18 protein-coding genes and 1 pseudogene are annotated in these 19,007 nt (G+C 72.7%); 14 read left to right on the forward strand and 5 right to left on the reverse strand.

The features are described from left to right. Positions 1 to 74: 74 nt before the first annotated feature. The 5 genes from Cs7R123_RS02300 to Cs7R123_RS02320 all read left to right on the forward strand — a co-directional run bounded on the left by Cs7R123_RS02300 (position 75) and on the right by Cs7R123_RS02320 (position 5,467). The gene (locus tag Cs7R123_RS02300) at positions 75 to 680 is read left to right on the forward strand and encodes a phosphoribosylanthranilate isomerase (protein ID WP_212823071.1); all 606 of its coding nucleotides are present in this window, start codon (positions 75 to 77) and stop codon (positions 678 to 680) included. Between the two features lie 166 nt (positions 681 to 846). Next, positions 847 to 1,425, forward strand: a complete 579-nt coding sequence (locus tag Cs7R123_RS02305) for a hypothetical protein (protein ID WP_212823072.1) — start codon at positions 847 to 849, stop codon at positions 1,423 to 1,425. Further along, the gene (locus Cs7R123_RS02310) at positions 1,422 to 1,817 is read left to right on the forward strand and encodes a hypothetical protein (protein WP_212823073.1); all 396 of its coding nucleotides are present in this window, start codon (positions 1,422 to 1,424) and stop codon (positions 1,815 to 1,817) included. Before Cs7R123_RS02305 ends, Cs7R123_RS02310 begins: the two co-directional genes overlap by 4 nt. A gap of 414 nt (positions 1,818 to 2,231) precedes the next feature. Next, positions 2,232 to 4,067: a hypothetical protein gene (locus Cs7R123_RS02315; RefSeq protein WP_212823074.1), complete on the forward strand. Its 1,836-nt coding sequence runs from the start codon at positions 2,232 to 2,234 to the stop codon at positions 4,065 to 4,067. Continuing rightward, positions 4,064 to 5,467, forward strand: coding sequence for a hypothetical protein (locus tag Cs7R123_RS02320; RefSeq protein ID WP_212823075.1), 1,404 nt, complete (start codon positions 4,064 to 4,066; stop codon positions 5,465 to 5,467). Before Cs7R123_RS02315 ends, Cs7R123_RS02320 begins: the two co-directional genes overlap by 4 nt. 60 nt (positions 5,468 to 5,527) lie before the next feature. On the opposite strand, the gene Cs7R123_RS02325 is transcribed toward Cs7R123_RS02320, so the two are convergent. Next, complete coding sequence (locus Cs7R123_RS02325; RefSeq protein WP_280517267.1) at positions 5,528 to 6,199, reverse strand: response regulator transcription factor; 672 nt, start codon at positions 6,197 to 6,199, stop codon at positions 5,528 to 5,530. Positions 6,200 to 6,316: 117 nt separating this feature from the next. Here Cs7R123_RS02325 and Cs7R123_RS02330 point away from each other — a divergent pair, with 117 nt between their 5' ends. Then, entirely contained in the window at positions 6,317 to 7,078 is a 762-nt protein-coding gene (locus tag Cs7R123_RS02330) for an alpha/beta fold hydrolase (protein ID WP_212823076.1), read from the forward strand. On the opposite strand, the gene Cs7R123_RS02335 is transcribed toward Cs7R123_RS02330, so the two are convergent. Next, on the reverse strand, positions 7,056 to 8,192 hold the full coding sequence (locus tag Cs7R123_RS02335; RefSeq protein WP_212823077.1) for a sensor histidine kinase: 1,137 nt from the start codon (positions 8,190 to 8,192) through the stop codon (positions 7,056 to 7,058). The two genes, Cs7R123_RS02330 and Cs7R123_RS02335, sit on opposite strands and share 23 nt — an antisense overlap. Before the next feature lie 170 nt (positions 8,193 to 8,362). On the opposite strand from Cs7R123_RS02335, the gene Cs7R123_RS02340 reads away from it, so the two are divergent. The 3 genes from Cs7R123_RS02340 to Cs7R123_RS02350 are packed head-to-tail and all read left to right on the forward strand — an operon-like array spanning position 8,363 to position 10,849. Next, positions 8,363 to 9,559, forward strand: coding sequence for a sensor histidine kinase (locus tag Cs7R123_RS02340; protein WP_212823078.1), 1,197 nt, complete (start codon positions 8,363 to 8,365; stop codon positions 9,557 to 9,559). An 8-nt stretch (positions 9,560 to 9,567) separates the two neighbouring features. Next, positions 9,568 to 10,215, forward strand: a complete 648-nt coding sequence (locus tag Cs7R123_RS02345; protein WP_212823079.1) for a response regulator transcription factor — start codon at positions 9,568 to 9,570, stop codon at positions 10,213 to 10,215. 4 nt (positions 10,216 to 10,219) lie between these two features. Further along, positions 10,220 to 10,849: a hypothetical protein gene (locus Cs7R123_RS02350; RefSeq protein ID WP_212823080.1), complete on the forward strand. Its 630-nt coding sequence runs from the start codon at positions 10,220 to 10,222 to the stop codon at positions 10,847 to 10,849. A 54-nt stretch (positions 10,850 to 10,903) separates the two neighbouring features. Here the strand turns inward: Cs7R123_RS02350 and Cs7R123_RS02355 are convergent, their stop codons facing one another. Next, positions 10,904 to 12,289 (reverse strand): DUF1996 domain-containing protein, encoded by a 1,386-nt coding sequence (locus Cs7R123_RS02355; protein ID WP_244871553.1) that lies wholly within the window; start codon positions 12,287 to 12,289, stop codon positions 10,904 to 10,906. A 172-nt stretch (positions 12,290 to 12,461) separates the two neighbouring features. Next, positions 12,462 to 13,745, reverse strand: coding sequence for a glycoside hydrolase family 6 protein (locus Cs7R123_RS02360; RefSeq protein ID WP_212823081.1), 1,284 nt, complete (start codon positions 13,743 to 13,745; stop codon positions 12,462 to 12,464). Between the two features lie 245 nt (positions 13,746 to 13,990). Here Cs7R123_RS02360 and Cs7R123_RS02365 point away from each other — a divergent pair, with 245 nt between their 5' ends. The 5 genes from Cs7R123_RS02365 (at position 13,991) to Cs7R123_RS02385 (ending at position 18,598) form a co-directional block, all read left to right on the forward strand. After that, complete coding sequence (locus tag Cs7R123_RS02365) at positions 13,991 to 15,043, forward strand: LacI family DNA-binding transcriptional regulator (RefSeq protein WP_212823083.1); 1,053 nt, start codon at positions 13,991 to 13,993, stop codon at positions 15,041 to 15,043. Between the two features lie 454 nt (positions 15,044 to 15,497). After that, entirely contained in the window at positions 15,498 to 16,265 is a 768-nt protein-coding gene (locus tag Cs7R123_RS02370) for a glycoside hydrolase family 16 protein (RefSeq protein ID WP_212823085.1), read from the forward strand. 149 nt (positions 16,266 to 16,414) lie between these two features. Beyond that, positions 16,415 to 17,251: a maleylpyruvate isomerase N-terminal domain-containing protein gene (locus Cs7R123_RS02375; RefSeq protein WP_212823087.1), complete on the forward strand. Its 837-nt coding sequence runs from the start codon at positions 16,415 to 16,417 to the stop codon at positions 17,249 to 17,251. Positions 17,252 to 17,381: 130 nt separating this feature from the next. Then, positions 17,382 to 17,978: a ClpP family protease gene (locus tag Cs7R123_RS02380; RefSeq protein ID WP_212823088.1), complete on the forward strand. Its 597-nt coding sequence runs from the start codon at positions 17,382 to 17,384 to the stop codon at positions 17,976 to 17,978. Positions 17,979 to 17,980: 2 nt separating this feature from the next. Next, positions 17,981 to 18,598: an ATP-dependent Clp protease proteolytic subunit gene (locus Cs7R123_RS02385; protein ID WP_212823089.1), complete on the forward strand. Its 618-nt coding sequence runs from the start codon at positions 17,981 to 17,983 to the stop codon at positions 18,596 to 18,598. 154 nt (positions 18,599 to 18,752) lie between these two features. Here Cs7R123_RS02385 and Cs7R123_RS39895 read toward each other — a convergent pair. Beyond that, positions 18,753 to 18,998, reverse strand: a pseudogene (locus Cs7R123_RS39895) (helix-turn-helix domain-containing protein); the annotation flags it as partial. Positions 18,999 to 19,007 lie beyond the last annotated feature (9 nt).

The following is a 19,007-nucleotide window of genomic DNA, read 5'->3' on the forward strand; positions in this document are numbered from 1 at the left end:
GGTGCCGTTCGCCGCGGAGCCCTGACCCCTGCGGCCGCGTCGGTACGGCGTACCGCTGATCTATGGTGTTCGGCATGTTCGTGAAGGTGTGCGGGGTACGGACCGAAGCTGATGTCGCCGCGGTGGTCGCCGCCGGCGCCGACGCGGTCGGGTTCGTGCTGACCGACAGCGTCCGCCGGGTCGAGCCCGGCACGGCCAGGCTCCTGGCGGCCGGGGTCCCCCCGGAGGTGCTCACCGTGGGCGTGGTCCACGGCGTCCCGGCGGCCGAGGCGGCCCGGCTCGGCCTGGCCGCCGGTGTCCGGGCCGTGCAGCTGCACGGCGGCTATCCGCGCTCGGCGTTCGAGGAGCTGGCCGGGCTGCCCTTCCAGCTGATCCGGGCGACCACGCTCGACGCCGGCACCGATGTCCGGGTCGGCGCATACGGCGAGGACCTGCTCCTGCTGGACTCGCCGGTCGCGGGCTCCGGCGAGCGCTGGGACCTGTCACTGCTCGGCGCGGCCCCGCCCGAGGGGAAGTGGCTGCTCGCCGGCGGCCTGCGGCCGGACAACGTCGCCGAGGCGGTCGGCGCGGTCCGGCCGTGGGGGGTGGACGTGTCCAGCGGTGTCGAGTCGTCCCGCGGGGTGAAGGACCACGACCTGATCCATCGGTTCGTCGCGGCCGCCCGCACAGCCGCCGCGTAGATCTCACAAAGCCCGGCGACCCGGGATCACATCAGGCGTGTGCCGATCGCGTCGCGGCGGTCACGCGCACACGCCGGCCACGGCGATAGGTGCTGGCACCGATGCGTACAGCCGTGGCCGCTGCCAGCATTTACCGCGCTGAGCACGATGTGATCAAGGAGCGCGGATGAAGAAGACGACGGTGGTCGCGGTGCTGGCCGGGGTGTTGGCGGCGTCGGCGGCCTGCGGTCCGGACGACACCGACGGCAGCCTGCCGGGGACCGGGAACGGCTCGGTCAAGAAGGCCTTCGTGACGGTGACCTACGACATCAGCGGCGGCACGACCTTGAAGGGCACGACCGAGGCGGCCGCGTTCGTCGAGGGCGAGATCCTGCTGCACTCATGCGCCAGGTACGCCGAGGGCGGCAGCAAGAACGGCGTCGGCATCTTCAGCATGCCGTACATGGAGAAGTCGAAGATCGAGGGCAAGACGGTCCACCTCCAGGCCAACGTCTCGCCGTACCACGGTCCGGGCACCTATGAGGGCAACAAGCCCCTGGTCGGGGTCATGGGCAGCGAGCCGGGTCTGTTCATCGACGGCGAGGGCTACTCCGTGGGCTTCGAGAAGGAGGGGGCGACCAGCACGTTCACGGTGAACAAGGACGGCAGCGGCTCGTGGCGGTTCACCCGCATGCTGCCCAACAGCTACGCCCTCAAGCCCATCAACGGCACCATCACCTGGACCTGCGGCGAGCGGGACCTGTGAGCGGCCGCGGACGCCGCACCGGGGCGTACGCGATGGTGCTGCTCGGTCTGCTGCTGCTCGGGTTCGGCCTGTTCCAGCTGCGGACCCTGGCGTGGGGGCCCGCCACCGGCACGGTCGGCGCGTGCCACACGCTGGCGCATCGGGACAAGAGCACCAGCCGGACGTGGTACACGAACTCCTGCGACGTCACCTGGACCGACAGCGCCGGACAGCAGCACACGGACACGTCCGTCCCGTTCGGACGCGACGACGTGCATCCCGGCAACCCGGTCCAGCTCGTGGTCAGCGGCGACAGCGCCGCGCCGGCCGGGCAGAGCACGACCTACGTCCTGTACGCCGGGGGCGGTCTGCTCCTGCTGCTGCTGGGCGTCTTCACCCGGCTGAAGCGGTAGGAGCAGCGATGCGCAGCCTCCCGGCCGTACTCTGCGCCGCACTGATCGCACTCGGCGGGTGCGACGGCGACGCCGACAGGTCCGCACCGCCACCGTCCGCCCCGCCGCCGGCGGCGAGCGCGGCACCGTCCGGTCCCCCGCCGGTCTGCCCGACTGACGGCCCCACGCCGGCGAAACCCGGCAGCCGCGATCCGTTCGGTGCGCTCGGCGCCCGCCAGGAGCCCGGCCCGGCCATGACCCCGTCCCGATACCGGCGTCACCGGTCAGCCGGATGATGCAACGCCCGCCGAGCCCCGACGAGGGCGCCGCGGCGCTACAGCCGGACGGCAGGGCGTCGGGTGCTCCCCCCGCCCGGGGCCCCGCCGCGGTGATCATCGATCCCGCCTGCTCCGCCGAGCCGGCGGAGGAGGCCCCGTGAGCGCCCGGTGGAGCGCGGCCGCCCTCGCCGCCGTCCTGGTCCTCGGCGGCTGCTCGTCCGGCGGCGAGCGACCGGCGGCGGCCGCGAGCGAGGCGGCACCCGCGCTGGTGCTGGCCCCGGGCCAGGTCCGGCACTCGGTCGGCGTCACCTTCCAGTACGGCTCCTTCCTCGCCACCGTCGGCGACGCGGTGCACGACCCCGCCCGCGCCGAGTACCGCCTGGCGGTACGGCTGCGCAACATCGGCGGGGCCTGGGCCGACACGACGGTCCTGGGCTGGCTGCGCAGCGGCGGGGTCGAGGTGCCCATGACCACGAGCGGTTCGCCGCGGATACCTCCGCGGGCGGTCGCCGACCTCACCTACGTCGCGGTGGCCACCCCGACCGACCCGACCGCCGGAGGTGTCGTGCTGTTCGGCGGCGAGCAGCGGGAACGGGCGGTCGTCGCGCTGGACGGTGCGAAGTCGACGGTGTTCACGCCGACCGCCCAGGCCCTGGACGTGTGGCTGCGCAACGGCAAGTACACGGTGCACGTGACCCGGGCGCGGGTCTACGCGGGTTCCATCGGCGTGCTGAACCAGCAGGCCGACCCGGGGCGGCGGATCCTGCGGCTGGACTTCGACGCGTACGCCCACCGGTTCGACCCGGTGAACGGGTTCTTCCCGCAGGAGCACCTGACGCTGGTCCCGCCCGGCGCGGACGCGCCGGTCAGCGCCCTCGACCAGAGCCCCGGGGTCATCCCGCGCAGCTGGACCGTGTTCGGCGGCAACTGGATCGACTTCCCGGTGCCCGCGGACTACGCCGGGACGTACCGGCTGCGGCTGTCGAGCGTGTCGTCGACGGGGTTCTCCACCTTCCACCCGGAGAAGATCGTGTATGCCGAGGCGGCGGTGCCGGTCGGCGCCGGTGCGCCGATCGAGGACCCCGGGCCGGCTCTGGCGCCGCCGGTGCCGGTGCTCGCCGCCGGCCCGTCGGCCGCCCCGGCCGCCGCCGTCGACGTGAACCTGGCGGTCGGTGGCGTCAACGTCGCCGGGTTCGAGTTCACCCCCCAGCGGTTGCGCTTCGACCCGGTCGCGCAGTCGGCCACCGTCGACGGCCAGGTCCGCTACCTGACCGGCGACGACGCCGACCCGACCAGCCCGCTGTACGTGCCGCCGCAGTTCTCGTTCAACGCGGCACTGGTGGACGGCGGCCGGTACCACCAGGGCGCGATCGTCGGTCCGACGTCCGTGGCGGCGGCCGGGACGACCGCGGTGACGCTGCGTTTCGACGGGGTCGACCGGCTGGACCCGGCCGGCACGGCGCTGCTGGTCGGCCCGTCCAACAGTGTCGCGTCGAGCCTGCCGCTGGGCAGCGCCTCCACCGTGCCCGCCTACCCGTCAGCGGTGACCGAAGGGCCCGTCGTCGCGCCGCCCGTCGTGTCCGGTGACTGGTCGGTGCAGGTCACGTCCTACCGGTTGGGCATGCTCACCGGGACGCCGGCGGCGGGGCCGGGCACCCGGCAGCTGGAGTTGCGGTTGACGGTGAGCTGCGCGCCCGGGGCCCGGTCGCGCGCGCTCGGGCTGGTGTTCCGTCCGGCCGGGATGGTGTTCCTGCTGGCCGAGGGCGGCTATCTGACGCAGGCGGTCGCCGACGGCGGCATCGGCGACTTCCAGCCCGGACAGACGCAGCAGCTCAGCGTGCTGTTCTCGGTGCCCGACTCGTACACACCGGGTCGGCTCGGCCTCACCGTCCGCGGCGTCGACGAGATCGCCGACCTGTTCACCGACAAGTTCGCCGAGACGACCGCCGGGATCGACCTGGGGACCGCCGCCACCGGAGAGGCACTGCGATGAAGACCCGGACACTGTTGACGGTGCTGCTCACGGCCGCCGCGTTCGGCCTGGTGGGCTGCGGGCCCGACGAGCTGTCGGCGGCTGAGGCGCAGGCCCGTTACGGCATGGCGCCGCAGCCGGACTCCTCGGTGACGTTGCAGCCCGACGTGGTGCTCATCGGCGGCGGCCCGACCGCGATCCGGGCGATGGACCCGGCGGCGATGACGTTCACGATGGACGGCGACGCCGACGGCGTGGACGAGCTGGCACCCGGGAAGGTGATGTTCGCCAGCGCGGTCGCGGTCGGGCGGGTGGTACGCACCGAGAAGGCGGACGGGGACGTCGTCGTCACCGTCGCCCCGGTCGACCTGACCGACGTGGTCCGCGACGGCCGGATCGCCGCGGACGAGCCGCTGTCGTTCGACCAGGCGACTGTCGCCGACGCGGGCACGGTGCCGGGCGGCCACCTGTTCCGCGACATGAACTCCAGCGTCGAGGCGACCCCGGCGCCCACACCCGCCAGCGGGACGACCTCGCCGCACATGAGATACGTCCCGAACGCGCGCGCCGCCGGCCTGCTCGGCTCGGCCGAGTACGGCCCGACGCTGCCGGGCGACTGGACGTACTCGGTGGTCAACGAGGGCAACCGGCTGGGCTTCCGGGCGACGCTCGACCAGCGCGAAACGAAGATCATCAGCGAGTTCCACGTCACCTACGCCGAGCCGAGGTTCCGCGCCGACATCAGCATCCGCGACGGTGCGATCGAGGTCGCCCGCAACCCGAAGGTCCTGGTGGAGGGCATCCGCTCGGTCGGCGTGAAGCTCGACGGCGGCAGCGGCAGGGGCCTGGCCGGCAACGTCGGCTACCGCGTGGACCTGCCGATCCAGCTGGTCAGCCGGCAGCTGCTCGTGTACGGCATCCCGATGACCCTGAAGGTCGGTTTCAAGCTGTACCTGGAGACCGCCTTCAGCGCGCGCAACTCGACCCTGAACGCGGAGGGCGAGTGGTCGCTCGACGGGGCGATCGGAGGCGACACCGCGCCCGTGCTCGGCACCCTGCAGAGCATCACCAACTCCATCGGCGGGGCGTCGCTGGGCATCAACGGGGTCGTCTGGGGCGCGGCGATGACGGTGAAGCTGGGCTTCGGCCTGCTCGCCCTGCAGGCCGGGCCCTACGGCAAGCTCATCCTCACCATCGGCATCACCCGCGGCTCCGACCTGGGCATCGTGCTGTGCCGCAGCGCCACGCTCACCGTGACGGCGATCTCGGGGGCCGGGCTCGAAGCCAACGAGGCGGTAAAGGGTGCGCTCGGGAAGCTCTTCGGCCAGGCCCTGAAGCCGTGGGAGCCGCGGAACCTGACCAGGCACACGATCATCGACAAGACCCGCAACACCCCGCCGCTGGCGATCTGCGGTGGCTGACCACCCGGTGCGGGCGGCACGTCGGCGCCGCCCGCACCGGCCCGGGTCAGCCACCGCAGGTCAGGGCGGCGTGGGCGCCGATCCGAGCCAGGCCAGCGCGGCCCGTACCCGGCGGTTCTCGTCGGCGCTGGGGTGCAGATCGAGTTTGGCGAAGATGGACCGCAGATGGGCGTCGACGGTGCGTTCGGAGACCCTCAGCCGACGGCCGATCGCGGCGTTGCTCAGGCCGTGGGCCAGCAGGGAGAGGACTTCCCGTTCGCGGGTGCTGAGCACGTCGAGCCGGCCGTCGGCGGCGTTGCCGAGCAGCCGGTCGACGATCTGCGCGTCGACGACGGTCGCGCCAGCGGCGATCCGGTGCAGCGCGCTGACGAACTCGTCGACGTCGAGCACCCGGTCCTTGAGCAGGTAGCCGAACCGGGGCGGCGGGTCGGCGACCAGCCGGGCCGCCAGGGTCTGCTCGATGACCTGGGACAGCACCATGACACCGAGGTCGGCATAGGCGTCGTGCAGGTGCAGCGCGGCCCGCGCGCCCTCGTCGGTATGGGTGGGAGGCATGCGCACGTCGACGACGGCGAGGTCGGGGCTGTGCGCGGCGACCGCGGCCAGCAGCGCGTCGGGGTCCTCGACCTGCGCGACGACCTGCATACCGGCGGCGGTGAGCAGGCGTGTCATGCCGTCGCGCAGCAGAGCCATGTCCTCGGCGATGACGACCCGCAACGCGGACGTGCTCACGCGGTCACCGGGACCGGTGTGGGGCGGGGGCCGTGTCGGGCGGTCGCTTCGATGATCACGGCCGCATGATAGGAAGTCCGGACCACCGGCGGAACAGGTGGGCAGTAGCTTGTTCGCATGACCGGAACCTCTGCATCGACGGCGGTGGCTGATGTCGCGCCCCGCGTCCTCACCATGGCGCTGGGCAACATAGACGTGCGGTACCGCGAGTACGGGCGCCCCGACGCCCCGGCGCTGGTGCTGCTGCACGGGGGTGCGAGCAGTTCGGCGACGTGGGACCGGCTCGCGTCGTCGCTGGCGGCAGAGGGCTGGCGCACCGTGGCGGTCGATCTGCGGGGGCACGGCGGCAGCACCCGGGCCGTGTCCTATCCGCTGGACGCGTACTGCACCGACGTCGTGGGCCTGCTCGACGCGCTGGCGCTGAAGCAGGTGGCCGTCGTGGGCCACTCGCTGGGTGCGCATGTCGCGTCGCTCGTCGCGTACGCGCGGCCTGAGCTGGTCAGCCATCTCATCCTGGAGGAGCCGCCGGTGCCGTCCCGGGACGACGCCGACGACGACGGCCTGCTGGCGCCCCGGTTCCTGCTGGAGAGCCTCGGCCTGCTCATCTTCCGGCGCGGCTTCCACCGCCGGGCTGTCGTCTCGGCCCTGCGGCAGCTGCGGCAGCCCCAGACCGACTGGTGGCGGCAGCTCGCGGCGATCCGGGCCCGGACGCTGGTGGTGTGGGGCGGCCCGGCGAGCCACCTCTCCCTGGAACGGCTGGAGCTGGTGGCCGCGGCGGTGCCCGGCGCCCGCCTGGTGACGATCGAGGCGGGGCATCTGGTCCACAGCCGCCGTCCGGCGGAGTTCTACGACGCGGTCACGGCCTTCCTGGCGGACTGAGAGGCAGCTGGGCCCGGACGGCCGTTCCCCCGCCGGCCCGCTGTCCGACGGTCAGCACGCCACCGGCCAGGGCCACCCGGGTCTGGATGCCGCGGAGACCGCCGCCGGCGGGATCCGCGCCGCCGCGGCCGTCGTCGGTGACCTCCAGATGCAGCGCGGCCGGTGACGCGGTCACCCGGGCCTCGATGCGCTGCGCGCGGGCGTGCTTGACGGCGTTGGTCAGCGCCTCCGCCACGACGAAGAACGCCACCGCCTCGATCGCCGGTTCGCACCGCACGTCGGCCACGTCCACCTCGACCGGTTGCGGCAGCCTCGACGCGAGGTCGTGGACGGCCGCGGCCAGACCCTGCCGGATCAGCAGGCTCGGTGCGTGGCCCGCGGCGATGCCGCGCAGGTCGTCCAGCACGATGCGCAGGTCCTGGATCGAGTCCGCCAGCAGGTCGCTGGTCGCCGAGTCGGCGACGGCGTGGCGGGCCAGCTGCAAGTTGAGGGCCAGCGCCAGCAGCCGTCCCTGGACCCCGTCGTGCAGGTCGCGTTCCAGCCGGATCCGCTCGGCCATGGCCGCCCGCTCTGCCCGCTCCCGCTCCCGGACGATGCGCTCGGCCTGGTCCCGTACCGTGGCCCGGAACACCGCCCGCTCGATCAGCACGCGCAGCTCGTCGACCACCCCGGCGGCACCGGCCGGACCCGCGCCGGTGTCGGCGGCGCGCAGGAAGTAGGCGATGACCCGCCCACCGGTTCCGGCGACCAGTTCGACATGTCCGTGGCGGCGCTCCAGCGGCCCGGGTGCGGGCTGGTCGTCGACGTCGACCCAGCCGCGGTCGTCGGGCAGCGCCAGCAGCAGGACGGCGTGCGGATCGCCGAACACGGCGCGGATGGTCTCCTGCGCCAGGTGGGCCGCGGTGCCCGTCGGCGGCTCGTACGGCGTGTCGGCCATGAGCTGGCGGAGGTGGCGCGCGGTCAGGGTGGCGGCGAGCCGGCGGCGCGGATCGGCACGCCGCTGCAGCCAGCGCTGAGCCCGTCGCCGCAGCGGACCGACGCCCTCGGCGCGCACGAGCCGCGTCACCCAGAACCCGACGTGCCGGATGTGACCAGGTTTCGCGTTCGGTGCCACGTCCGGAGTCTCCCACTGCCGCCAAGGCCGTGAGAATCCCTAAACGATCACGAGTGGGTGACGTCCTCCGGCATACCGGCCGCGGGTTGACAACGGCCGATCGGTTGGCCGATCCTCAGAGAGCGCTCCCCGAAAGATCGTCAGGTACCGCCCACGCCTGAGGCACATTCATGAACACGACTGCCGGACACCTCGACCGCACCGTCGCGCGAGCGGCTGTCGCACGGGCCGTGCTGCTCGGCCGAGCGGCGGCGACCCTCACCGTCACCGGCGGTGTCCTGCGCCTGAGCGCCCGCCCCGCACCGCTGCTCGCCGTGCTCCTGCTCGTCCTGGTCACGACAGCCGTCGCCCTGGTCTGCCTGGCCCGCGACCCCCGCCTGGTCGGCCGACCGGTGCCGGTCCTCGCCGCGGACGCCGCCACCGTGCTCGCCGTCCTCGGGCTCGGGGGCGGTGACGTCGCGTTCTTCTGCGGCGCCGTCGGCGCGAGCGCGCTGGCGGGGGTGCTCGCGGGCTACCGGGGTCTGCTGCCCGCCGCGTGCTACGCCGGGCTCGGTTACCTGGTCGCCGCCCGGCTGCTCGGCTCGGTGGGGTCGGCGGCGAGCCTGGCCGGCTTCGTCCTGGCCTTCCCCATCGCGAACGTGCTCGCCGCCGTCGGCGCCGCCGCCGCGACGGCCGCCTTGGCCGGGCAGGTCGAGTCGGCGGTACGCCTGGTCGCGTCGGCGCAGCGCACGGCGGCCGCGGCAGAGCGGGCGCGGCTGGCCCGCGAGCTGCACGACTCGGTCACCAAGACGCTGCGCGGGGTCTCGTTCGCGGCGCTGGCACTGCCCGCCTCGCTGCGGCGGCAGCCGGGCCTGGCCGAGCAGCTGGCCGCGACGGTGTCGGCCGGGGCCACGGCGGCCGTGCACCAGGCGCAGCAGGTCCTGGAGGGTCTGCGGCTGGACGATCCGGACGGCGAGTTCGCCGCGACGGTGCACCGGATCTGCCGCGAGTGGACCGGACGCGAGGGGGTCGCGGTGCGGGTGTCCGCCGCACCCACCGACCTGCCGCTGGACCTGCGCTACGAGCTCGGCCAGATCCTGCGCGAGTCGCTGGTGAACGTCGCGCGCCATGCCGGGGCGACGTCGGTGACCGTGGAACTTGCGCAGGTCGGTGCGGTGGTGCGGCTGCGCGTCGCCGACGACGGCTGCGGGTTTCGGGTCCCGGCCGGGTGGAGCGGCTGTTTCGGCCTGATCGGCATGGCCGAGCGGGCCGCCGCCGTCCACGGCACCCTGCGGGTCGTCTCCGCGCCCGGCCGGGGGACCGTCGTCGAGACGGTCGTCGCGGACGGGTCACCGAGGACGGCGTCGTACGCGGGGGCCTCGTCATGATCTCGGTCATGGTGGTGGACGACAACCCGATCGTCCGGGCGGCGCTCAGCGGCTACCTCGCGCTGTGTCCGGACGTATACGTCTGCGCGCAGGCCGCCGACGGGCGGGAGGCGGTGGCGCTGGCCCGCCGGGACCGGCCCGCGGTCACGCTGCTCGACCACCGCATGCCGGTGGCGGACGGGCTCTCGGTGCTCGGCGAGCTGACCCCGCACACCCGCGTGCTGGTGCTCACCAGCGACGCCAGCGCGGATCTCATCACCGGCATGCTGCGCGGCGGCGCGAGCGGCTACCTCGTCCACGGCGCGTTCGATCCGCCGGAGCTGCACCGGGCGGTCGTGGCGGTGGCAGCTGGGCACGGCTGGCTCTCCCCGGTCGCGGCGGCGGTCGCGGCGGCGGCCGTACGCGAGCAGGCCGAGCACGAGCGCAGCCGCCGCGACCTCGCCGAGCGGCAGCGGCTCGCCCGCTCCCGGTACGGGCTGACCCGGCGGGAACAGGAGGTGCTGGCGCAGCTCGCGCTCGGACTGTCCAACGCCGCCATCGCCCACCGGCTGATGCTGACGGAGAAGACGGTCAAGAACCACCTCCAGCACGTCTTCGCCAAACTGGGGGTGCGCCGCCGCACCGAGGCCGTGGCCGTGTGGACCGGGCGCGGGTAGCGCCGTGCCTGTCGTGTCCTCGCGCGTGGTGGGCTGGTCGGCCCTGGTGCTGGCGGTCGGCGCCACCATCGCCGTCGTGCCGCCGCTGGTCCTGCCGGACCCCCGGCCCGGCGCGGCGCCGGTGGTGCAACAGAGCGCCGGGTCGAGCGTCATGCCGCCCTCGCCGCTGCCCAGCCCGCGGCCCCCGGCGCCGTCCCCGTCGAAGGCGGAGCCGCCGCCGACGACGCCGAGGGCGGCCGCGTCGGCGGCGAGCCGGTTCCGGCCGATCACCGTGCACGCCGCCGATCCGGTCAACATCCGCGTGGGCGCCCGGGTGATCGCCTGCCCCAGCTGCGTGGACGGCAGCCGGGTCGGCTACATCGGCGGCCCGAACACCCTCGCGGTCCGCATCGCGGGAGTGCCGCGGGCGGGTGAGCGGACGCTGACCATCGTCTACGAGACCGAGCTGCCGCGTACCCTCAAGTTCGCCGTCGACGACGGGCCGGTCCAGGAGCTGACGCTGGCCGGGGCCCGCAGCTGGCTGATCCCGGCGCGCGTCTCGGTGCGGGTGCGGCTGCCCGAGGGCACCTGCTGGATCAGCTTCTTCAACGACGCGGGCTCGGCCCCCGACATCGACACGGTCACGGTCAGCTGAGGCCGTACCCGCGTCGGGGCGGGTGCCATGTAGCGCACCCGCCCCGACCCGTACTCAGAACTGGCCTGCGCTGTTGCACTTGGCCGACTGCACGATGCAGTTCTTCACCCGGTGCCCCTGGGCGTCGTCGTCCCAGGCGTTGAAGAAGTCGCCGTGCATGGAGGACGCCATCCCCGACGCCAGAGTGAAACCGTCCGCGCTGCCCGTGGTGGGGTAGGCGATGACGAACGAGACCGAGGGGATCGCGACCGGGAACGCGGCCGGGCAGGTCCCGTTCGGGGTGTACGCCACGTGTGACTTGTGATCGGGGCTGTCCAGGTGCGTGCCGTCCCAGCAGTCCGGGAACACGAGCTGGAACATCAGCGTCCCGCCCGGCGCGCAGACCGGCCAGTTGCCGTCGGCGCTGCGGCCGATCGCGCCGCCGGTGGTCCCGCCGACGCAGTAGAACTGGTTCACCGTTCCCGCCGGGGTGGGCTCCTGGAGGCGCGCGTTGCCCGCGATCATCTCGAAGCCCAGCGGGAACGGCACGGTCCGGCTCGGATCGGCCAGCCGCGAGCCGTAGTACACCACGATCCCCTTCGGTTCGACGGCGGTGCCGCGCTCGTACAGGGTCGGCACCCAGTACGCCGAGAGGTCGGCCGGGGTCGGTGCGCAGGTGGTGGCGGTGTTGGCGCGCAGGCTGTCCACGGTGGAGCCGGCGTTGGCGCTGCGGTTGCCGATGAAGGTGTGCATGTGCGAGGCGCCGGGCAGCCGGGGGAAGACGATGGGGTCGTCCTTGAGGGAGTGGCTGTAGGTGCACGTCGCGTTGAACTCCGGCACGCGTACCGCGTCGGGCGGTGCGGGAGCCATGGCCATCGCCCGGAACGCGGCCAGCTGCGCGTTCCACTTCACCGGGTCGACGTTGATCCAGCCGCTGGCCTGGCCGCCGGTGTTGAAGGAGAGCCAGTTGAGGTTGACGAAGTCCGCGCCGCTGCCGGCGTTGGCCATGACGGCGTACACCGACTGGGCGCCCGCCGGGTGGCTGGTGAGGCTCACCGTCTGGGTCGCCCAGGTCTGCCAGCCGCCGGTGGCCGTGATCGTGAACTGCGCCAGGACGGGCCCGGTGAGCGAGCCGGTGCGCAGCTCGACCGTGCCCGGGCCGCCGGTGGCGGAGGCGACGCGGACGGAGACGGCCATCGCGCCGGAGGCGCCCAGGTCCACGCCGTCGTAGCGCAGCCAGTCCCCGCGGGACAGGTAGCCCACGGCGGAGCCGCCACCGGTGTCGACGGTGGTCTCGACGACCCCGCCGGACTGAGCCGAGTACGCCTCGGCCTGCACCACCAGTTCAGCGGCGTGCGCCGACGGGGCCAGGGCGACCACGGCCGCAGCCGCGACCATGGCCGCACCGCCGACGCCGAGCGACACCATCCGCATCGGCCGCCTGATCCAGTCTCTTGTCATGCGCGACCTTCCCTACGTTTCGCGAAAGAACGGGAGCTTTTCAACGTAGTTACGGTCGTGGATCGGAGCATGAGGCGAAGTCCTCATCGGGCGACGGTTGCAGGGCCCAGTTTGTGGGCAGCGCAGGCCCGGGTCTCGGCGGGGCGCCCCGGGTGGGCGCCCCGCCGGTGTGTCAGCGCAGCAGGTCGGGGTTGAAGGTGAGGGCGGGTGCGGCGTTGTCGGCCAGCCAATGGGCCATGTCGGGCCACCAGGCACCGGCGGCGGGGTCGACGGTGCCGTACTCGGGATCGGCGGGTCCGGGCGTTCCGCGCTTGCAGCTGCCGTCGGACTCGCCGATGGTCTTGATCCACAGGAAGGCGTCGGTCAGCGGCAGGCCCGTGTCGGCGGTCGGCCGGGCGCCGATGCCGCGCTGCGGCGGGTTGCACCAGGTCTCGGCATCGGTGTACCGGCCGGCGGGGGCGGTCCAGGGGCCGATGCCGTTGCGGCTGGTGTCGACGACGTGGTGGGTGAGCTCGTCGAGGGGCGGCGCACCGACGTTCTGGTCGAACCACGCGTCGGTCCAGTGCCACGTCGCCGGGTCTTCGTAGACGACGGCGTTGCCGGGCTGTCCGTCATTGGGCGCGGCGGCCGAGTAGTACTGGCTGGCGCACCAGTCGGTGTGGCCGCGGGCCCAGTCCGGGCCGCGGGTCGACCACCACACGCATTCGGCGACCCAGGTCGCGTACCTGGTGTTCTGCTCGGTGCGCCAGTAGTTGGAGACGTTGAGGGCGAACCCGCGAGCCTGGTCGACGCCCGCCTGCAGCAGCCGTTCGGCGATGACGCCGACGGGTTGCCAGCCGCTGTTGCCGGCGTCGAGGTAGACCGAGGTGTTGGGCCGGGCACCGAACAGGCCCACCGCGGCCTTCAGATCCGCCAGGCGCTGCGCGGTCAGCTCACCGGTGGGGTCGATGCCGCCGGCGCAGTCCTTGGGCAGCAGCGACAGTCCGTCGGGCTCGACGACGACCACGGCCCTGCCGTCGCCGATCGCGGCGGCGAACGCCGCGATCCAGGCCCGGTACTCGGCGGACGTCTGCGCCCCGCCGGCGGAGTACAGGCTGCAGTCACGCCCGGGGATGAAGTAGCTAACCAGTACGGGAACGGTCCGCGTCGACCGGGCGGCAGCCATGATCTTCCGCACCCGGGTGCCGATCTCGGCGGGTGTTCCGCTGTCGATCCAGATCGCCTGCGGCCAGGTGGCGAGCTTGGCCATCCGCACGGCGTCGGCGAAGTCGCCGGCGCGCAGGTCGGCGAGGGCCTGGCCGGCGCCGCCCGCGGCGGGGTCGACGTAGAAGCGGGTGTCGGCGGGCAGTACGCGTCGGGCCGGGGCGACGGGCCCGGCGGCCGATGCGGGGGTGGCGGCCACTGCCAGCAGGGCTGCGGCCAGCGCTGAGGCAAGAAGCCGTCGTCGTCGGTGCATCGAGTCTCCTCGGAGCGATGGGGACGGACTGGTAGCGCTCCCAGTTTCTTGATGCATCGTCACCGATCCACCTTGCACTGTCAATGGCAGACGGCGATTATGGACACTGCAACCGCTTCCAACAGCCGGACCAGTGGGCGGCCACGGGCACGGGCGGACGGCTTGCGCCTCCGGCAAGCGCCGTACGCCTCGCCACGCCTCGCCACACCTCGGCTGCCCTACTATGAGTCCCGCTGATCCCCGCGATGAAAGACCGGTCCCCGCTCATGGACACCGCGCCGCCCGACCGCTCGCCCACCCTCGACGACGTAGCCGAGCGGGCGGGAGTGTCGCGTTCGGTCGCGTCCCGGGCGATCAACAACGTCGGCAACGTCAGCGCCCCGAAGCGGGCGGCGGTGCAGCGTGCGGTCCGGGAACTGGGCTACGTCCCCAATCCGTCCGCCCGCGCGCTGGCCACCAACCGGGTGGGCGCGGTGGTCCTGGCGGTCGCCACCGACGTGCCCGGCATCTTCGCCGACGCCTTCTTCGCCCAGGTCATCTACGGCATCAGCGTCGCGCTGGAGCCCACCGACTTCACCCTGACCCTGGTGCTGGCCGGGCGGCCCGAGGGGCGGGTCAAGCTGCAACAGATCGTGCGGTCGCGCCGCGCGGACGGCATCATGCTGATGAACCTGCACGGCGACGATCCGCTGGCCAAGCTCGCCGAGCAGACGACGGTGCCGGTGGTGTTCGGCGGACGGCCGCTGCGGGGCGAACCCCGCTGGTACGTCGACACCGACAACCGGGGCGGCGCGCGGCTGGCCACCGAGCACCTCGTCGAGGCGGGCTACCGCCGGATCGCCACCATCACCGGACCGCTCAGCCTCGACGTCGCCGAATCGCGCTACCGCGGTTACCGCGACGCGATGGCGGTCGCGGAACTCCCGGCGCAGCGGGTCGAACACGCCGACTTCAGTGAGGCCGGGGGCGCGGCGGCGATGACCCGCCTGTTGCAGGCGCATCCCGACCTCGACGCGGTGTTCGCCGCGTCCGACAACATGGCCGCCGGTGCGCTGCGAATCCTTCGGGCGCACGGCCGCGCGGTTCCCGGGGAGGTCGGCGTCATCGGTTTCGACGATCTGCCGACCGCACAGCACACCGATCCCCAGCTCACCACGATCCATCAGCCCATAGGAGCGCTGGGCGCGGAGATGACCCGCATGCTGCTGTCCGTGCTGGACGGCGCGCAGCCGACGCCGCTGATCCTGCCCGCCCGCCTGGTGGTCCGCGGGTCGACCCGCACCCCCGTCCACCACTGACCGGCGCACTCCCGCCGACCGGTCCGGGCCGCCCGCCGCGGCGGGCGGCGGTCCCCGGCCGCGCGCCGGCACGCGCCGAAGACCGCCACCCGCATGCGCGGAAGCACCCGCCTCCCCGGTCGGCCCGCAGGTGCCACGTGCGTTGACGCCGCCGCGACCACCCAGCCCGGCGCAGGGCACATCTCGACCGAGGAACTGGTAGCGCTTCCAGTTTGGAAGCTACACGCGTGCTGCCGGCGTGTAAATGCCAAGTTGCGGATCGGTACCGCGAAGTGCACTTGACAGCATTTTGATTCATGCACATCATTGCGATGACGCCGCTGGACCACTGGAAGTGACTGGAAGCCCTTCCAGATCACTGCTCGCTATTCGTCAGCCGCCCCGCACCGGCTGCCGCAGTTCCCGTCCACGGCAGACCGCTTGCCCGCGGTCGCCTCCAGAGATGGAGCAGGCAATGAAACGCCTCACCCGCACCCTCGCCATCGCCGCGGCGATGGCGCTGGCCGCCGTCACCGGCGCCGTCCAGATCCCGTCCGGCGCCTACGCCGCCATCGGCGGCAGCTTCACCGACAACTTCAACTCGTTCAACACCAGCCGCTGGTACAAGTCCGACGGCTGGAGCAACGGCAGCATGTTCAACGTCGGCTGGCGCGCCGACCACGTCTGGTTCAACGGCGGCGTCATGGGCATCAACCTGGACACCGCCTCGTGCCCCGGCGGATGCTCCGGCAAGCCCTACGCCTCCGGCGAGTTCCGGACCACCGACCTGTACTCGTACGGCCGGTTCGAGACCCGGATGATGGCGGTCAAACGCTCCGGCACGGTGACGTCGTTCTTCACCTACACCGGGCCGAGCGACAACCAGCCCTGGGACGAGATCGACATCGAGATCCTCGGCAAGAACACCACCCAGATGCAGACCAACTACTTCACCAACGGTGTCGGCGGGCACGAGACGATCATCAACCTCGGCTTCGACGCCTCCACGGGGTACCACAACTACGCCATCGAGTGGTGGAACCAGGGCACGATCAACTGGTTCGTCGACGGCCGGCTCGTCCACCAGGAGAACGGTTCGCGCGGGCCGCTGCCCACGCATCCCCAGCGCATCATGGCCAACCTGTGGCCCGGCATCGGCGTCGACGGCTGGCTCGGCCCCTTCACCTACCCCGGGACGCCGCTGACCGCCCGATACGAATCGGTCGCCTACACCAAGTACTGAGGTCGGGTCGTCACCCCTGACAGCACGCGGAGCCCGGTCGGCGAGCCCCGGCACGGTGGCTCGCCGACCGGCACGGGCATCCGCGACAGCCCGGCTCACGCGGGCACCGTCATGTCGCGGCGCGCTACTGCCGAGTAGCATGCCGCGGCATGATGCCACTCGACCGTGATGCCGTCGTGCTCGAACTGCGCGGGCAGGTGGCGGGACTGGCGGACGTGATCCGCGGCGGCCGGTCGCTGGAGCGGCCCGTGCCAGGGCTCGACTGGACGGTCGGGCAGGTCGCGATGCACCTGTTCACCGTCTACGGCGTCTTCGCCGCGGCCCTGCGCGACGAGGACGTCAGCAGCCTGTTCACCGAGATCGGCGTACACGACACCCTCCCGCGGCAGGTCGCCGCGACGAACGCGAACGTGGTCAGCCGATACGCGTTCGCCTCGGCGGCCGAGGCCGCCGAGCAGCTGGCCTTGGCGGGCGAGGCACTGCTGTCGGCCGTCTCGGCGACCGACCTCGACCGGCCTGTCCCCGCGCCCTGGTACGGGCCGTCGTTCGTGCTCGCGGGCTCGACGCTCGCGGCACTCATCGGGTCCGAGACCCTGGTGCACAGCGGCGACATACACCGGGGGCTGGGCCTGGCGTACCGGCCGAACCGGCGCCTCGCGGCGCTGGTCACGCCGACGGTGATGACGCGGATGCTGCCGTCGGTGCTGGACCGGGAGGCGGCGGCCGACACCTGTGCCGTCTACGACGTCAGGCTGCGCGGCGCCGGGAGGTTCGCGATGGCCTTCGCCGGCGGTGACGTCCGCGTGGGTGAACCCGGGCAGTTCGGGCGCAGCGACTGCGCGCTCTCGCTGGCGCCGGTGGCGGCGTTGATGATCGCATTCGGCCGGGTACCGGTCTGGCGCATGATCGCCACCGGGCAGGCGCTGTCCTACGGGCGGCGGCCCTGGCTGGCGCTCAGGTTTCCCCGGCTCTTCCTCAGGCCGTGAGGGCCGCAGCCGCGCCCGCCCGGCCGCCGATCTGCCCCGGGCTAAGTCGCTGACAGCAGATTCCCTTGGTACGCCGCACCCGCGGGCCTGATCGTGGAGCGTGAACGGCCCAGAGAACAGGAGTACACCCATGGGCGTCACCGCCACGCTGGACGACGAACTCAACAACCGGCTGCTGCATGAGCGGATCATCGTGCTCGGATCCGACGTCGACGACGAGATCGCCAACCGGATATGCGCTCAGCTCCTGACGCTGTCCGCGGAGGATCCGCGCCGCGACGTCGCGCTGTACCTGAACTCGCGGGGCGGGTCCGTGCTCGCGGGGCTGGCCGTGTACGACGTGATGCAGCTCATCCCCAACGACGTGATCACCGTGGCGATGGGACTCGCCGGGAGCATGGCCCAGTTCCTGCTGTGTGCCGGAACGCCGGGCAAGCGGTTCGCCCTGCCCAGCGCGCAGATCCTGATGCACCAGGGGTCGGCCGGCCTGGGCGGCACCGCGGCCGACGTCGAGATCTACGCCGGGCAGCTGGACCGGATCAGCAACCTGATGAACACGCTGACCGCCGGGCACACCGGCCAGCCGGTGGCCGCGATCGTCGAGGACGGGCAGCGCGACCGCTGGTTCAGCGCGCAGGAGGCGCTCGACTACGGGATGGTCGACCACATCGTCGGGCACCTCGACGAGATCCGCCCGCGCATGGTCAAGCAGCGGGTGGGGATGTAGCCATGGGCCACTACACGGTTCCCACCGTCGTCGAGCGGACCTCGCGCGGCGAGCGCGCCTTCGACATCTACTCCCGGCTGCTGTCGGAGCGGATCATCTTCCTCGGCACGGAGATCACCGACGACGTCGCCAACGTGATCATCGCGCAGCTGCTGCACCTCCAGTCCGAGAGCGCCGACCTGGACATCTCGTTCTACATCAACTCACGGGGCGGCTCCTACAGCGCGCTGACCGCGATCTACGACACGATGCAGTACGTCCGGCCGGACGTGGCCACCCTGTGCATCGGGCAGGCGTCCTCGGCGGCGGCCGTGCTGCTGGCGGCGGGGACGGCCGGGAAGCGGTCGGTGCTCCGGCACGCCAAGGTGGTGCTGCATCAGCCGTCCACGGAGGAGGGCTCCTTCGACGTGGCGCAGGGCACGCTGCCGGACCTGGCGATCCGGGCGCGTGACGTGTCCCGGGTGCGGGCCGAGATGGACGACATCCTCAGCCGGCACACGGGGCACCCGGCGCCGAAGATCCGGCACGACCTCGACCGGCACAAGACGTTCAGCGCCGCCGAGGCTGTCGCGTACGGCCTGGCCGACGAGGTCATCTCCACTGTGAAGACGACACCGTGAAGACGACACCGGGAGGCTAGGCGGCCAGGGCGTAGGCGTCGCCGGCTCGCCGGGGCGGCGGCGCCGTGTCGCCGAGCCGTCCCACGGTCGTCCCGCGGACCGGACGCACCTTGGCCGCCGCGCTGTCCGCCGAGATGTGGAAGGCCACGGCTACGAGCAGATCCGGCAGCTCGATGCCCAGCGCCCGGCACAGCGCCGCGAGCACCTCGGAGGAGACCTCCTTGAGACCGCGCTCCACCTCGGACAGGTACGGCATCGAGATCCGCGCCGCCAGCGCGACCTCGGCCAGCGTACGCCCCTGTTCCAGGCGCAGGCGCCGCAGTGATTCGCCCAGCGCCGAGCGCAGCAGCACTCGGCGCTGGGCCGACGGGGCGTGAGCCCTCTCCGCCGGATTCAGCATGGGTCTTTT

Source organism: Catellatospora sp. TT07R-123 (genome assembly GCF_018327705.1).
Taxonomy (GTDB): domain Bacteria; phylum Actinomycetota; class Actinomycetes; order Mycobacteriales; family Micromonosporaceae; genus Catellatospora.